Source organism: Paenibacillus sp. PvR133 (assembly GCF_017833155.1).
Lineage (GTDB): Bacteria > Bacillota > Bacilli > Paenibacillales > Paenibacillaceae > Paenibacillus > Paenibacillus polymyxa_B.
In genome coordinates, this window is record NZ_JAFIBS010000001.1 from 3,957,474 (window position 1) to 3,972,472 (window position 14,999).

The following is a 14,999-nucleotide window of genomic DNA, read 5'->3' on the forward strand; positions in this document are numbered from 1 at the left end:
ATAAAGCAGCTATGGCAGGCACCGTCCAAGGGGCTTTCTAGTAAAAAATTAAGAAATAACCGTTTGCACGTATTGTTGTGCGGATTGCTCTAGTTGCTCATCGGTCAATACTGCAGCACCATATTGTACGAAATAAGGAAGCAATTTGACACCAATCATATGGCCTGTAGCTTCCAGAGGTCTCAACAGCTCTTCGATCGTATACCTGTTCCGTCCGTCATGTTGGTAATTTTCCTCAACGCTGGCAGCAGACAAGGCGATCAACAACTCTTTGCCCTGTAGCTTGCCACCTTCGCTTCCATAAGCCCAGCCGTAGGTTAGAACCTTATCCAGCCATTTTTTCAGTAGGGAAGGAGTGCTGTACCAGTAAAAAGGGAATTGCAGAACGATACGGTCATGCTGCTCTAGCAGTTCCTGCTCCTGGGCGACATTGATTTGCTCATCAGGATATACTTCATACAGGTTGTGAACGGTCACGTCAGATTGTTTCTTGAGTTCTTGCACCCATCTTTTGTTAATGCGAGATTCCGCAAGATCAGGGTGAACGACAATAACGAGGGTTGACATTTAAAAAACCATCTCCTTCGAACTTATTTATTGTTAGTAAATAACCAATACATATGTAACTATTTTAGTTTCAACTTATGGAATTGTCAACTCTATTACATTTTAAGTTCTATATTCAAAAGACTCCGGCAAGCTCATGCCGGAGTCTCATCAAAGAAGTGTTTTTACATTAAGCGATATGATTAAGAGCAACAATTTTGTTTTTCCCGGAGCGCTTAGCTTGATACAGATAGTCATCTGCTTGCTGAAAAAATACATCTTTATCTTTGTTCATTTCCTCTGTATAGCTTTTCAGTCCAATGCTTACGGTTACAGAAACGAGTTGCAATTTCTCCTGAAAGGTCATTTTCTCCACTTCACGACGGATGTTTTCGACGATCTGATAAGCTTCTTCGAAAGTATGCTCGAACATCAAAATAGCAAATTCCTCACCGCCATAGCGAGCCGCAATGTCATTTGCGGTAATCTGTTCTGTAATGATTTGCGAGATGCCTTCCAAAATTTTATCTCCGAACTGGTGTCCGTAAGTATCATTGATCTTCTTGAAATTATCAATATCCACTAACGCCAGATGGATGATCGCGCCTTGTTCGGCATATTCGAGTGCTTTTTCATAAAAGTTTTGAAAGGACAAATGATTGTACAGCTTTGTCAAACCATCAGTCATTGACATTTTGCTGATAATCGCGTTACTGATCATTAATTCCTGTTGGGCGCGCTTTGTTTTATACAAATCCACTAACAAATCGCGGCCGCTGGCCTGAATAATGAGAGCAATAAAGGTGGACATAATCAAAAAGGTTGGAATCGCCACGATATCAAAGCCTGACAAATAGGTACGAAATGATGCATCCACTGCCAGCAACAGAAAAAAGACGACTACTTGTAATACAAAGGAAAGCCATATTAAGCGACGATTGAAGAACAGGATAGAAGAGAAAATAGGCAACAAGCACAACGCTGTAATAATCCGGATATCATAGTTTAGGCGAATAATCATCCAGCAAATGACGGTACTTGCCATAAACAGAATCACAAAAGAATACCTGTTAAATTTAAAATGAGCCAACTCTGCCAGTAAGTTGGAACCACTCATGATTAGCGTGGGAACAATAAGGGTTCCGACGTAAAATTCATAAGGCGAAGCGGAGTAATCAAGAAATAAGTAACTGCCCAGCTGGACGATAAAATGTACAGCTATAATCATCCAATACAGTAATAACATTTTGCGTACCCAGCGGGCTTGCTTTGTTTTGTAATCCATGGTTTGAGTAAGCCGTTTTGTCTTGTTCATGATGTCACCACACTTAATGTATCTTTAGCCATTCTCGTATTATAAGATACTATGTGATGAAGTTGAAGCTAATTTTTTTGAAGGCCATGAACTTGTTAGCCTAGCAACACCTTTACTTGATGGATAGCCCCGTCCCCTGCAACTGGCAGAATATTATTCGTAAGGACGGTGCCATCTACGGTAACTGTGACTACACCCTTGGAGACATGCTGTGGATTCGTGATATGAATCACGTAGGTATCACCGCGGAAGACACGGGTGACTGTAAATTCGTCCCAGGCTGTAGGAATGCACGGATCAATACGCAGACCATCCCATTCGGGCTGAATACCGAGAATGGATTGAGTAATAGCTACAAAGTTCCATGCCGCTGTACCCGTCAGCCAGGAATTTTTAGCTTCACCTGCACGAACAGCATCCTTGCCTGCAATCATTTGAGCGTACACATACGGCTCGGTGCGGTGAATGTCGCTAATGTCCTCTAGATAGGCGGGGGCAATTTTGCTATATAGCTCGAAAGCGCGATCCCCACGTCCTATTCCGGCTTCCGCCATCATAATCCAAGGGTTATTGTGACAGAAAATACCGGCATTTTCCTTATACCCGGGAGGGTAAGATGAGATTTCGCCCAGATTGATGTAATAGCGAGAATATGGTGGATTTTGCAGCACAATGCCGTAGGGAGTTTCTAACCGATCACGTGTAGAATCGAGAGCTTTTTGAGCTAGACCTTCTTCAACGCCAATTCCTGCCATGACACAGAAGCCTTGAGGTTCAATGAAAATTTGGCCTTCCTTACAATCCTTGCTTCCTATTTTGTCTCCATAATGGTCATAAGCACGTAAGAACCATTCTCCGTCAAAACCATGCTCCAATGTGGCTGTTCGCATACGATCCACATATGCCTGAGCGGTTGCTGCTTCTTCATCCAGTCCTCTGCGCTTGCAAAGCTCAATAAAATCCGGTCCCGTATATACAAATAGTCCGGCGATGAACACGGATTCGGCTATTCGACCCTCCAGATTCTGAGTTGTCTGATAGGACTCATCTGGTGTAGCAGAAAAACAGTTGAGATTCAGACAGTCGTTCCAGTCAGCCCGGCCAATGAGTGGAAGACCATGCGGGCCCAGATTACCCACAACGTGGTAAAAAGAACGCTTCAAATGTTCAAACAGCGTAGCCGTACGCTCTACATTTCCGTCAAAGGGCACTTGTTCATCCAGTATGCCAAAGTCTCCCGTTTCTTTGATGTACGCTGCGGTACCGACAATAAGCCACAACGGATCGTCGTTAAAGCCACCGCCAACCTCGTGATTTCCTTTTTTGGTTAACGGTTGGTACTGATGATAAGCTCCGCCGTTTTCAAATTGAGTAGAGGCGATGTCGATAATCCGTTCTCTTGCCCGCTCCGGTATTTGGTGGACGAAGCCGAGCAAGTCCTGATTCGAATCCCGGAAGCCCATTCCACGCCCGATACCAGATTCAAAATACGAGGCGGAACGCGACATATTGAACGTAACCATACACTGATAAGGGTTCCATATGTTTACCATTCGGTTCAGCTTGTCGTCGTGGCTTTGAAGGGTATACTTGGACAGCAGATTATTCCAATAGGTCCGCAGCTCACTCAACGCTCGTTCTACATCAGCTTCATCCGCAAACTGCTTAATCATGGCATGTGCTTGTTTTTTATTAATAACACCGGGCGACTCCCATTTTTCTTCCTCGGGATTTTCCACATAACCGAGTATAAAGTTACAGCTTGTTTCTTCGCCTGGCTCCAGCGTTACCTCAATGCAATGTGATCCGACAGGGGACCATCCGCTGGCAATAGAGTTCGAGGCTTGCCCAGCGGCGACCGATTGAGGCTGATCTAATCCGTTGTAGAGCCCCAGAAAAGCTTCACGGTCTGTATCATAACCCGCTAGCGGACGATTAGCAGAGAAAAAAGCATAGTGATTGCGACGTTCACGGTATTCCGTTTTGTGATAAATGACAGAGTCTTGTATTTCAACCTCGCCGGTGTTCAAGTTGCGCTGATAATTGGTCATATCGTCGTAGGCGTTCCACAGACAAAATTCCACGAATGAAAAGAGTTTGATCTTTTTGGTTTGTAACGATGTGTTCTGAAGCTTAACCTGATGGACCTCGCCGTCAAAGGAAAGGGGCACAAAAGCCAGCTGGGTGGCCCGAATACCGCTGCGTTCTCCCATAATTGAGGTATAGCCAAGTCCATGGCGGCATTCATACTGCTCCAGCTCCCGTTTGACTGGCATCCAACCTGGAGTCCAATAATCCCCATCATCATAAATATAAAAATAACGACCATCGTTATCGACAGGAATATTGTTGTACCGGTAACGTGTTAAGCGACGTAAGCGAGCATCCCGGTAAAATGCATAGCCGCCACTTGTATTGGAGATTAGTCCAAAAAATCGTTCATTACCTAAATAATTAATCCAGGGATAAGGGGTTTGAGGGGTGTGGATGACATATTCTTGATTGACATCATCGAAAAAACCGTACTTCATGGCGCAGAACTCCTTTCGATTTGAAAAAAATAAAAGACCCAACACATGATTATATTCAAACATAGAGCCGTTCTTTCTTTAGAAAGACATTTCCTGCCTTATATAAAATGTGCTTGATTTTCTCAACCTTTCTTCTGGAATTTGCAAAATATTTGAAATGGGTAAATATACCTTTTTATGCTAAAATGAAAAAGTTAGAACTTAGCAAGGCAGGAGGTTGCAAGAATGGCACCTATCACATTATTTTTCATCCCGTATGCAGGCGGATCGGCGTCGGTCAGCTTCAAATGGAAAAAGTTGCTGCTTCCGCAGATTAAGCTTGTTCCACTGGAATTAGCGGGCAGAGGTATTCGTTCTGGGGAACCGCTAAAGGAAAGCATTGAGGAGATGAGCGAGGATCTGTTGCACAAGATCAGCAAAGAGATAGCCCCCGGTGATCCTTATGCCATATACGGCCACAGTATGGGGACGATGATCTCATTCGAGCTGTACTACAAGCTGGTGAACGGTGGATATGGCAAGCCTGCTCATCTGTTCGTTTCGGGTGGACGGGCACCGCATGTCCCAAGAAATTCCCCGTGGTTACACGATCTGCCCGCAGATCAGTTCAGGACGCATTTGCAGCGGTACGGTCAGCTTTCGGAAGCGATTTTTGACAATCGGGAATTATACGACTATTTTATGCCAGTGTTAAGAGCGGATTTCAAAGCTGTCGAGTTGTATAGGTACATGGCTAAAGCCGCACCTTTACATTGTCCTATCACCGCTTTGACGGGAATGACCGATAACACGGTGACCTTACAAGATGCGGAGGCATGGGCACACCATACGGATCAGCAATTTCGTATGTTTACCTTTGAGGGAGGACACTTTTTTATTCATGATGAAGTGGAACGGATTACGAACATCATCAATGAGACCTTGGAGCAGAGTACAGTAACAAGTAGCATACAACAATAAAAATAAGAGGTGATTTTTAGTGACAGTAGGTGTATTGGCACATTTGTTTGGCAAGTTGCCTTATCGTGAATTGGCTGCAAAGGTAGGCGCAGCGGGCTTTACTCATGTTCAGCTGGCTCCGTGGAGAGCGATCAGTGATGTGGATTTTAATAAACCGGGTAAGTTCAATCCGGGATTGGCACTGTCTATCGCAGAAGAATTTCGTAAGCATGGTGTATCCATATCGGTGCTCGGGTGCTATTTACATTTTTTTATACAGGATGAGGAATTGCTGCGTGAAAATGTAGAGCGCTTCAAAGAGCTGATCCGATATGCGGGTCTGTTAGGAGCACCAATGGTTGCAGCCGAAGTCGGACGTAATGAGGATGGTACCGCCTATACGGAACGTGACTGGAGAGTTGTAAGGGAAGTAGTGCGTGAATTAGCAGATGAAGCGGAGAAGTGGGGCGTATTCGTAGGATTGGAAGCTGCAAACGATCACTTGGTCGGAACTGCCGTAGAGTTGGCTGCCTTTCTGGAGGAAGTACCTTCTTCACACATCGGTGTTGTGATTGATCCGGGTAATCTGCTGAAAACGGAAAATATGGCGCAGCAGGATGAGATCATCCGCGAAGCTTTCCAACTGCTGGGCCCTCGGATTATCGCAGCGCATGCCAAAGACCGGCGGTTGTCATCGTCAGGTGAAATTGAGACGGTGCCGCCAGGTTTTGGTGACATGAACTATGCCCTCTACATGGAACTGCTGGAGCAGTACAAGCCGGGGGTTCATATTATTATGGAAGCTGCTCAGGAGCATGAGATGGCAGAATCGAGACGTTATATCGAAGGTCATCGGATAGCCGCTCAGAAGGCGCAACAAGTGCAGACGAAATAATGTATTCTTTCATATACTCAGGAATGCTACGTCAATAATTCGAGAGACTTGGAAGCGCCTCCTTTTCCAAGTCTCTGTTCCTTTATCCTTGTTTAACCTTGCACAACCGCCACGATCACAATGACCCAGCTTGCCAAAAAAGCCAACCCGCCAATGGGGGTGATTGCCCCAAGCTTTTTCACACCAGATATACTAAGGGCATACAGACTGCCGGAGAACAGGAGAATACCCACCAGCATAACCCAGCCTGCGGTAACGATGAGAGAAGAATGGACAAGGCTGTCAGCAAGAACTCCAAGCAGCAGCAAACCCAGTCCGTGAGCGATTTGATATTGAATTCCTGTCTGGAATATGCTCATCATGTCTGCGGAAAGTCTCTTTTTCAATGCGTGTGCGCCGAACGCTCCCAGAGCTACGGCTAAAAACATCACGATACAACCAAGCAATAGCAAAATTTTCATGTTTTAACGCCTCCCTGTGAAATAGTACCGATTCCAATCGATTTCGTCAATTTTCCTTGTGAATCTCTAAACTTATAGAATTTTTCGACTCTCATTTGGCGCCTAGTGTGGTATATTTTTTCCAGGGCCAATGCGAAGCATTTGGAGCAATAGACAGCGTGTCCTCCACCTTTTTTATGGGAAAGTGAGGTGATGATGCTGTCTTTTTGTGCTGTCGTTTTTCGGAATAAAATCTTGTGTAAAGCCAAAATTGATAATGGAGAGGATGAATGCAAAAGTGATCAGCAGAAAATCAGTGTTCAGGAAATCTGTCTCTATGGTCATGTCAGCCATTTTGGTACTTCCGTTAACCTTGGGCTTATTTCAGGCAGGACCCGACCGTGCATCAGCCGCAACACCGGAATCGACACGCTTTTTACTATTGTATAAACAGCTGAAGGATCCGGCTAGCGGATACTTTTCAAAAGAAGGCATCCCTTATCATTCCGTTGAAACGCTTATGAGCGAGGCTCCAGATTACGGACACTTAACGACTTCGGAAGCGTACAGCTACTGGATGTGGCTGGAAGTGCTGTATGGTCATTATACCGGGGATTGGGGGCATTTGGAATCCGCATGGGACAACATGGAGAAATATATCATTCCTGTTAATGAAGGCGACGGTAAGGAAGAGCAGCCGACAATGAGTAACTACAACCCGAACAGCCCCGCCACCTATGCCGCAGAATACTCACAGCCGGATCAATACCCAAGCCGTCTGAGTGGACAGTATGGTGGTGGCAAGGATCCACTGGACTCTGAGCTGAAGGCAACCTATGGCAACAACCAGACTTATCTGATGCACTGGTTGTTGGACGTGGATAATTGGTACGGCTTCGGAAATCTTCTGAATCCGTCGCATACAGCAGCCTATGTAAACACCTTCCAGCGCGGGGAACAGGAATCGGTCTGGGAGGCTGTACCACATCCATCGCAAGACAATCAAAAGTTTGGCAAGCCTAATGAAGGCTTTATGAGCTTGTTTACCAAGGAAAATAATGCCCCGGCACAGCAATGGCGTTACACGAATGCCACCGATGCAGATGCACGGGCAGTTCAAGCGATGTACTGGGCTAAGGAATTGGGATATGACAACTCCGTATATTTGGATAAAGCCAAAAAGATGGGAGACTTTTTGCGGTACGGCATGTACGATAAATACTTCCAGAAAACCGGAAGCGCTTCCAATGGAAGTCCAATTGCTGGTACGGGCAAGGATGCCAGTCTTTATCTGATGGCATGGTATACAGCCTGGGGCGGCGGACTTGGCCAAAGCGGCAACTGGGCTTGGCGTATTGGTGCCAGCCATGCACATCAGGGCTACCAAAATGTCGTCGCAGCGTATGCGTTGTCCGATCAAGATGGTGGATTAATACCGAATTCACCAACGGCGGGACAGGACTGGGCGACCTCGCTGAAGCGCCAACTGGAGTTTTATACTTGGCTGCAATCCGATGAGGGGGCCATTGCAGGCGGAGCGACGAATAGCTGGGATGGTGCCTACAAGGCTTATCCATCTGGCACAAGTACCTTTTATGGCATGGCTTATACAGGGGCTCCTGTATATAACGATCCACCCTCGAACAACTGGTTCGGGATGCAGGCTTGGCCTGTCGAGCGAGTTGCCGAGCTGTACTACATTTTAGCCAAGAAAGGGGATACTTCGTCCGAGCAGTTTAAAATGGCTAAACAAGTGACGGAAAACTGGATAGCGTGGTCCAAGAGCTATGTATTTGCCAACGAACGGCCTGTGAGTGATGCGCAGGGATACTATTTGGACGCTCAAGGTAAGCGTATTCTAGGTGGTAAGAATCCGAAAGTAGCTACTACAGCGGCTAAAGGTGAGTTCTGGCTGCCGAGCAATCTGGAATGGAGCGGAAAGCCTGAAACCTGGAGCGGATTTGCCAATCATAAAGGGAATACCAATCTCCATGTGGTAACAAAGAATCCGGGGCAGGATGCCGGAGTGCTGGGCAGCTATGTTAAAGCACTTACTTTCTTTGCTGCTGGAACGAAAGCTGAAAAAGGAGACTATTCCGAGTTAGGCAAGGAAGCTAAGGATCTGTCTAAAGCTTTGCTTGATGCTGCATGGGGTTATAACGATGGTATAGGCATTACAACGAAGGAAGCGCGCGAAGATTATTATCGTTATTTTACCAAAGAAGTGTATATCCCGAGCGGCTGGAGTGGTAAGACTGGGCAAGGCAACACGATCCCTGGCACCGACGCTACACCGTCTGATCCGTCTAAAGGTGGTAATGGTACGTATTCCAGCTACAGCGATATCCGCCCTAATATCACCAAAGATCCGCAATGGTCCTATCTTAAAGATAAATACACGACTTCATGGAACAAGCAGACCAAAAAATGGGATAAAGGCGCTCCAGAATTTACGTATCACCGTTTCTGGTCCCAAGTTGATATGGCAACGGCTTATGCCGAGTATGACCGTCTCATTAACGGTAGTGGACCAACCGAGCCTACAGCTCCCAAAGCTCCGGCAAATGTGAAGGCAAACGCAGGGGATGCTCAGGTTACACTGACCTGGAGCAAAGCGACGGGTGCCGATAGCTATACGGTCAAGCGCTCCACAACCAGTGGTGGCCCATATACTACAGTAGCAACAGTAACAGACAGCACTTACAAGGATACAGGAGTGGTGAATGAAACCACTTATTATTATGTGGCAAGTGCAACAAATTCTTTAGGAACCAGCCCGGATTCTGCCGAGGTCAGTGCCAAGCCTACGGCAGCACCCATTCCAGCAACGGGAGATGTGATTGCCCAATACCGCGTGGGCGACACCAACCCGGGAGATAACCAGATTCGGCCACTGTTCCGTGTTGTAAACAAGGGTAAAGAGGCAGTTGATCTGAAAAATGTCAAGCTGCGATACTACTACACCGTAGATGGCGACAAGTCACAGGAATTCCATTGTGACTATGCACAGTTGGGCAGTAGTAACGTTCAGGGACGTTTTGTGAAACTGGATAAGGCCGTTACAGGCGCAGATTATTATCTGGAAATCTCCTTTGGAGCTGGTGCGGGAAGTCTGGCAGCAGGGGAAAACACAGGGGACATTCAGATTCGCATGAACAAGACGGACTGGAGCAACTATAACGAAAGTGATGATTTTTCCTATGATCCAACCAAGACATCTTATACGGATTGGGGCAAAGCACCATTGTATATAAATGACAAACGTGTCTGGGGTCTGGAGCCTTGATTGTAAACTAATTGTAGAGATTACGGGCGGAATGTGAGATCATTTAATTCACTTCCGTCCGTTTTTTTGTGATCGGATTCGTGGTACACTATGATCGTTACATTATTACATACATGACCGAGGTGACCTGAGACATGAATGACAATTTGGCACAGGCTCTGAATGAGCAAATGAACTTTGAATTTTACTCCGCTCACGTATATCTGGCGATGGCTGCTTATTGCTCCAGTGAAAGTCTGGATGGGTTTGCAAACTTCTTCCTGGTACAAGCTGAGGAGGAACGGTTTCATGCCATGAAACTGTATAAATACATTAATGACCGTAGAGGACGCGCCACATTGGCTGCATTGCCGGAGCCAAAAAACAGCTACGATTCCATGCTGGACGTATTTGAGCATGGCTACAAGCATGAGCAGCAAAACACGCAAAAATTTTATCATCTGGCTGACTTGGCCCTCGATGGACGCGAGCATGCAACGATCCATTTCCTGAAATGGTTTATTGATGAGCAAGTCGAAGAGGAAGCTCTGTTCGACAGTGTTATCCAGAAGCTTAAGCGCATTGAAAGAGACAGCAACGCCTTTTATATGCTGGACAGCGAGTTTGCCAAACGCAGCTTTACTGCCCCTGCGGAGTAATACAGCATACATGGTGTGTTTTGAATGCCGGAGATATGGCCAGCATTTTATTCGTCTAGAAAGTAAAAAAGCCCGATTTTCGGGCTTTTTTGCGTTGACTTTAATTAACGAATTCCCATCTTTCTAGGGGCTATTGTTATTTTAAATGGAGTTATAGAAAAAATTAATTTGTCGCTGGATGGTGAGCATGCTACAGTTATGTTAACTTTTATATCTCATTAAGTAGATAGGATTAATTATTTTGGTGATTCACGAGCATTATAATAACACTATAGGGAGGCGGGTTAGTATGAGTGAAATCTATCGTCTGGCACTCCAAGAGGATGCAGAAAGATTGCAGTATGTGACGTATGAGGCGTATGAAACAATTCGGCAGTTGGAGCTTCGATGGCCTGCCGCTCAGGCAGATGTTGCTCTCATTCAAGAAAACATTAAAAATAATGATTGCTATGTGCTGGAAGTAGACGGTGTCATTCAGGCTACCGTTAGCCATCTCAAAAATAGAGCCCTTAATTTTATAACCGATCTACCGTTTGTGATGTGGTTTGCTGTAGACCCGGCTGCCCAGGGCAAAGGATATGGGAAAAAACTGCTGAATTGGGTAGAGCAAACGATTATTCGTGACAAGGTCGGTGCTCCTGCTGTGACACTGGCGACTGCGGAAAAGCATCCCTATTTGCTATCCATGTATGAGCGTTGGGGGTATGAACGTATCCATGCTTTTGACCATGGAACAGGGGACGGGACGATGCATTTACTGCGTAAAGTGGTGAATCCTGAATTATTCTCCACCTACATTCGTGAAAAAAATGAAGCTGAGACAGCTAACCGAAATTAGACGCGACCATAGGGAACGGACGAAGCCGATTCGTTCGCAGAAGGGGGGCAGGAGCGAATGAAGTTTGTATTGTTCAGCCTAATGGCTAATCTGCCTAATGCGATTACCGGAGAAGCCTGGAGTTCGCAGCAAAAATTCCAAAATGTAATTAAGCAGGCTGTGCTCGCAGAGGAGCTTGGTTTTGATGCGTATGGTGTGGGGGAGCGGCATGGTGCGCCTTTTTTGTCGTCTTCACCTCCACTCGTTCTGACCGCTATAACAGCGAGAACGGAACGGATTCGTCTGCTGACGATGGTAACGGTGCTTAGTATTCTTGACCCGGTACGCGTAGCTGAGGATTATGCGACATTGGATCATTTATCGGGCGGAAGATTAGAACTGATTATCGGAAAAGGCAATGATCCACGCCATTATCCGTTGTTTGGAATTACGGAGGAAGAGCAGTGGGAATCGTTAGCAGAACGCTATCGTCTGCTCAAACGGCTATGGAGCGAGGAAGAGGTTACGTGGAAGGGCAACTATCGGCCCCCGCTGTATCAGGTCACGACACAGCCACGCCCGTATCAACAGCAAATTCCGATATGGCATGGAAGTGCCTCCAGTACATTATCGACGGAGCTGGCTGCACAATATGGAGAGCCGTTATTTTCCTCAAATTCTTTCCATCCTCAGGCCAAGTATAAAGGCTTAATTGATCATTACCGTGAACGGCTGGCTTATTACGGTCATGACCCGGCTCAGGCTGTAATTGGTGCCGGAGCCGGGAGCTTGTATCTGGCGGATACAGACGAGGAAGCGATCAGACGCTATCGCCCGTATTATGATGCTTACCACTCGACGGCGGCGGCTCAGCATAATCAATCCCCGTTTACAAGTTTGGAGGATAACATCCGCAACGGTCCAGTTCTGATTGGTTCTGCGGACAGCGTTCTCGAAAAAATACGGAACTATTATACTGCGTTCGGCCATCAGGTACTCAGCATAAGCGTGGATGGGCTGGGAGAGCAGGAGCAGCTTGAACAGCTGCATCGGTTTGCCGAGGATATCATTCCTGTGCTGCGGCGAGAGATTCCCAGCACTATTTGGCAGCAGGTGCCGAACCTACACAAAGAAAATGGATCACTGGCTGCTATTCCTAATGGGGCTCCCTCCATTTCTCCTATTTTCCAATTGTGATTGATGAATAACGTTACCCTCTCTCATGAAAGCAACCGAAGTAGCGGTGTTTTCGGGTCGATAGCGACTGAGAGAGGGTCTTTTTAGTTTTAGACAAATTGACAGAGATAAATAAAAAGAGTAACGTAATTGTATATTCATTTAAATCGCATAAAATTAATCGGATTAATTGAAATTTAAAGATGTGGAATCTAATGATATAAAGGAGGAATTTTTTTGAGCGACTCACAATCTAGTACGACCAAGCGCTGTATAACAGCCGAGGATTTATATCGACTTCACTGGGTTAGCGATCCAGCTATTCATCCTATTAGTGGTGAAATCGCTTACGTAGAACAGTATATTAATAAAGAGTGGACAGATTATAACTCAGGAATTTGGCTATTATCGTCCGAAGGCGCTAGCGCATTACCCTTTACATACGGACCGAAAGATGAAACGCCTGTCTGGTCACCAGATGGATCACAACTAGCTTTTCTCCGTACAACAGACGGCAAGCGCCAGGTGTGGATTATTCCAGAACGCGGAGGGGAGGCACGACAGCTTACACACGTAGAGAACAATGTTCGTTCATTAGCCTGGTCTCCTGATGGGACTTGCATATCGTTTGTAGCTAAAACGGCCGAGAACCCGTCAAGCCCTACATCCGATGGAGGAACTCAGGAGGCACAACTTAAGGGACGAGTCGTTAATCGAACGAAAGCTAAATCCGACGGATATGGACTGTGGGATGATACTCGTGATCACTTGTATGTAACTGATGTGACTTCGGGGCACACAGTTCAACTGACTTCCGGCGCTTATGATGTGGCGGAGCCTGTGTGGTCACCGGATGGTCAACGTATTTTATTCGTCGCCAGAATAGCAGAGCATTCGAAAGAGGATACGGATTTACGTAAGCAGAATGATTTGTTTACGATAGCTCCTGCAACTTCAAATGGTGATGCAGCAGCACCGCTTAAGCTGACCCATTCTGAACTGCACATCGAGAGTGCTGCTTATTCTCCTGACGGTTCAACGATTGCCTTTTACGGTCATGATCGACATGCCAAAGGCGCTACTCAGACCCGACTGTACACGGTTCCTTCCAGTGGGGGGACGGCAGTATGCGTTAGTGAGACGCTTGACGCTCACCTCGGTAATGCGGGTATGAGCGACATGCGTTCACATCTTCATATAGGACCACCACGCTTCAGTGCCGACGGTCAATCCCTGTATACGCTAGTAACTCTTGAAGGGAATGTACACGTATATCAGTTTGCGCTTGATGGAACTTTTAAAATTTTAACGCAAGGAGATCGGGAAATTTATCAATTTGAGCTTACTTCGGATGAGCAGCATATCATTGCTGCTTCCACTGATGTGGCTTTACCAGGCGATTTGTTCCGAATTGCGATCCATTCAGGAATTGAGGAACGGCTGACCAGAGTGAATGACTCTCTGCTTGATGAGATTGAGATCAGTGTGCCTGAGAGCTTCTGGACTGAGGTTGAGGATGGCCGACGGGTGCAGGGATGGGTGATGAAGCCTGCTGGGTTTAAGGAGGGGGTATCCTATCCTGCTATTTTGGAGATTCACGGTGGTCCTCATGCCATGTATTCCAATTCTTTTTTTCATGAATTTCAGTTGCTGGCGGCTCAGGGGTATACAGTCATCTACACGAATCCTGGAGGAAGCCGAGGGTATGGACAGTCTTTCACCAATGTCGTCCTTGGAGATTACGGCGGACACGATTACACCGATCTGTTGAGTGCAGTGGACGAGGCTATACGTCAATTTCCATTCATTCATCCGGAAAGGCTGGGTGTAACAGGAGGCAGCTATGGTGGTTTTATGACAAACTGGATTGTCGGCCATACCGATCGATTCCGCGCAGCTGTGACCCAGCGCTCCATATCTAACTGGCTGTCCATGTATGGAGTGAGTGACATAGGGTACTCGTTTACTGAAGATGAAGTCGGCGGGAATCCGTGGGACGATTGCGAGCTCTTATGGAAGCAATCTCCGCTGGCTTATGTGCAGCAAATCAATACACCGCTGCTCATATTGCACGGGGAGCAGGATCTGCGATGTCCTATAGAGCAGGGAGAGCAGCTGTTTACAGCATTACGTCGCTTGGGGAAACCTACGCAATTTGTCCGTTTTCCAGCTTCAAGTCACGAGCTTTCACGAAAAGGGCACCCGCAGCTTCGCGTGGAACGACTGCAACGTATTACTAATTGGTTTGTCAAGCACCAGATATAACACATTATGCGTTTCTTGCACTTACGACACAGAAATTTTTACAAAAATCATTAAAAATTTACAAACAATGCCTAATTTTTAAACAAAAAAGGGTATTGTTTGTGTGTATAATATTTTTATACATTATAACGTCATACTTTAATTTTTTGTG

Annotated in this window: 11 protein-coding genes; 7 read left to right on the forward strand and 4 right to left on the reverse strand. The window is 46.2% G+C overall.

Annotated features, from left to right (window positions below):
• Positions 1–48: 48 nt before the first annotated feature.
• The 3 genes from JOE49_RS17430 to JOE49_RS17440 form a co-directional block, all read right to left on the reverse strand.
• A complete protein-coding gene (locus JOE49_RS17430) occupies positions 49–567 on the reverse strand; it encodes an NAD(P)H-dependent oxidoreductase (protein WP_209942111.1) in 519 nt (172 codons plus the stop codon).
• A gap of 169 nt (positions 568–736) precedes the next feature.
• Entirely contained in the window at positions 737–1,861 is a 1,125-nt protein-coding gene (locus tag JOE49_RS17435; RefSeq protein ID WP_209942132.1) for a GGDEF domain-containing protein, read from the reverse strand.
• Between the two features lie 95 nt (positions 1,862–1,956).
• Complete coding sequence (locus tag JOE49_RS17440) at positions 1,957–4,392, reverse strand: glycoside hydrolase family 94 protein (RefSeq protein ID WP_209942134.1); 2,436 nt, start codon at positions 4,390–4,392, stop codon at positions 1,957–1,959.
• Between the two features lie 225 nt (positions 4,393–4,617).
• Here JOE49_RS17440 and JOE49_RS17445 point away from each other — a divergent pair, with 225 nt between their 5' ends.
• Both JOE49_RS17445 and JOE49_RS17450 read left to right on the forward strand, forming a co-directional pair.
• Positions 4,618–5,352: a thioesterase II family protein gene (locus JOE49_RS17445; protein ID WP_209942136.1), complete on the forward strand. Its 735-nt coding sequence runs from the start codon at positions 4,618–4,620 to the stop codon at positions 5,350–5,352.
• Between the two features lie 19 nt (positions 5,353–5,371).
• The gene (locus tag JOE49_RS17450) at positions 5,372–6,226 is read left to right on the forward strand and encodes a sugar phosphate isomerase/epimerase family protein (protein WP_209942138.1); all 855 of its coding nucleotides are present in this window, start codon (positions 5,372–5,374) and stop codon (positions 6,224–6,226) included.
• Between the two features lie 92 nt (positions 6,227–6,318).
• On the opposite strand, the gene JOE49_RS17455 is transcribed toward JOE49_RS17450, so the two are convergent.
• Positions 6,319–6,687, reverse strand: coding sequence for a DUF423 domain-containing protein (locus tag JOE49_RS17455; protein ID WP_209942141.1), 369 nt, complete (start codon positions 6,685–6,687; stop codon positions 6,319–6,321).
• Positions 6,688–7,003: 316 nt separating this feature from the next.
• Between JOE49_RS17455 and JOE49_RS17460 the strand changes: the two genes are divergently transcribed.
• From JOE49_RS17460 to JOE49_RS17480, 5 genes are all read left to right on the forward strand, one after another.
• Positions 7,004–9,952, forward strand: coding sequence for a glycoside hydrolase family 48 protein (locus JOE49_RS17460; protein WP_209943647.1), 2,949 nt, complete (start codon positions 7,004–7,006; stop codon positions 9,950–9,952).
• A gap of 134 nt (positions 9,953–10,086) precedes the next feature.
• The gene (locus JOE49_RS17465) at positions 10,087–10,590 is read left to right on the forward strand and encodes a ferritin (protein ID WP_013310291.1); all 504 of its coding nucleotides are present in this window, start codon (positions 10,087–10,089) and stop codon (positions 10,588–10,590) included.
• Positions 10,591–10,879: 289 nt separating this feature from the next.
• A complete protein-coding gene (locus JOE49_RS17470) occupies positions 10,880–11,428 on the forward strand; it encodes a GNAT family N-acetyltransferase (RefSeq protein ID WP_023988541.1) in 549 nt (182 codons plus the stop codon).
• A 57-nt stretch (positions 11,429–11,485) separates the two neighbouring features.
• Entirely contained in the window at positions 11,486–12,604 is a 1,119-nt protein-coding gene (locus JOE49_RS17475; RefSeq protein WP_209942143.1) for an LLM class flavin-dependent oxidoreductase, read from the forward strand.
• Between the two features lie 216 nt (positions 12,605–12,820).
• Positions 12,821–14,848 carry a S9 family peptidase gene (locus tag JOE49_RS17480; RefSeq protein WP_209942145.1) on the forward strand — a complete coding sequence of 676 codons (2,028 nt, stop codon included), beginning with the start codon at positions 12,821–12,823 and terminating at the stop codon, positions 14,846–14,848.
• The last annotated feature ends 151 nt before the right edge of the window (positions 14,849–14,999 follow it).

Bases quoted from the DNA above. Each gene is read 5' to 3' on its own strand.
- JOE49_RS17430 (WP_209942111.1), bottom strand. From the start codon at position 567: ATGTCAACCCTCGTTATTGTCGTTCACCCTGATCTTGCGGAATCTCGC.
- JOE49_RS17435 (WP_209942132.1), bottom strand. From the start codon at position 1,861: ATGAACAAGACAAAACGGCTTACTCAAACCATGGATTACAAAACAAAG.
- JOE49_RS17440 (WP_209942134.1), bottom strand. From the start codon at position 4,392: ATGAAGTACGGTTTTTTCGATGATGTCAATCAAGAATATGTCATCCAC.
- JOE49_RS17445 (WP_209942136.1), top strand. From the start codon at position 4,618: ATGGCACCTATCACATTATTTTTCATCCCGTATGCAGGCGGATCGGCG.
- JOE49_RS17455 (WP_209942141.1), bottom strand. From the start codon at position 6,687: ATGAAAATTTTGCTATTGCTTGGTTGTATCGTGATGTTTTTAGCCGTA.
- JOE49_RS17460 (WP_209943647.1), top strand. From the start codon at position 7,004: ATGGTCATGTCAGCCATTTTGGTACTTCCGTTAACCTTGGGCTTATTT.
- JOE49_RS17465 (WP_013310291.1), top strand. From the start codon at position 10,087: ATGAATGACAATTTGGCACAGGCTCTGAATGAGCAAATGAACTTTGAA.
- JOE49_RS17470 (WP_023988541.1), top strand. From the start codon at position 10,880: ATGAGTGAAATCTATCGTCTGGCACTCCAAGAGGATGCAGAAAGATTG.
- JOE49_RS17475 (WP_209942143.1), top strand. From the start codon at position 11,486: ATGAAGTTTGTATTGTTCAGCCTAATGGCTAATCTGCCTAATGCGATT.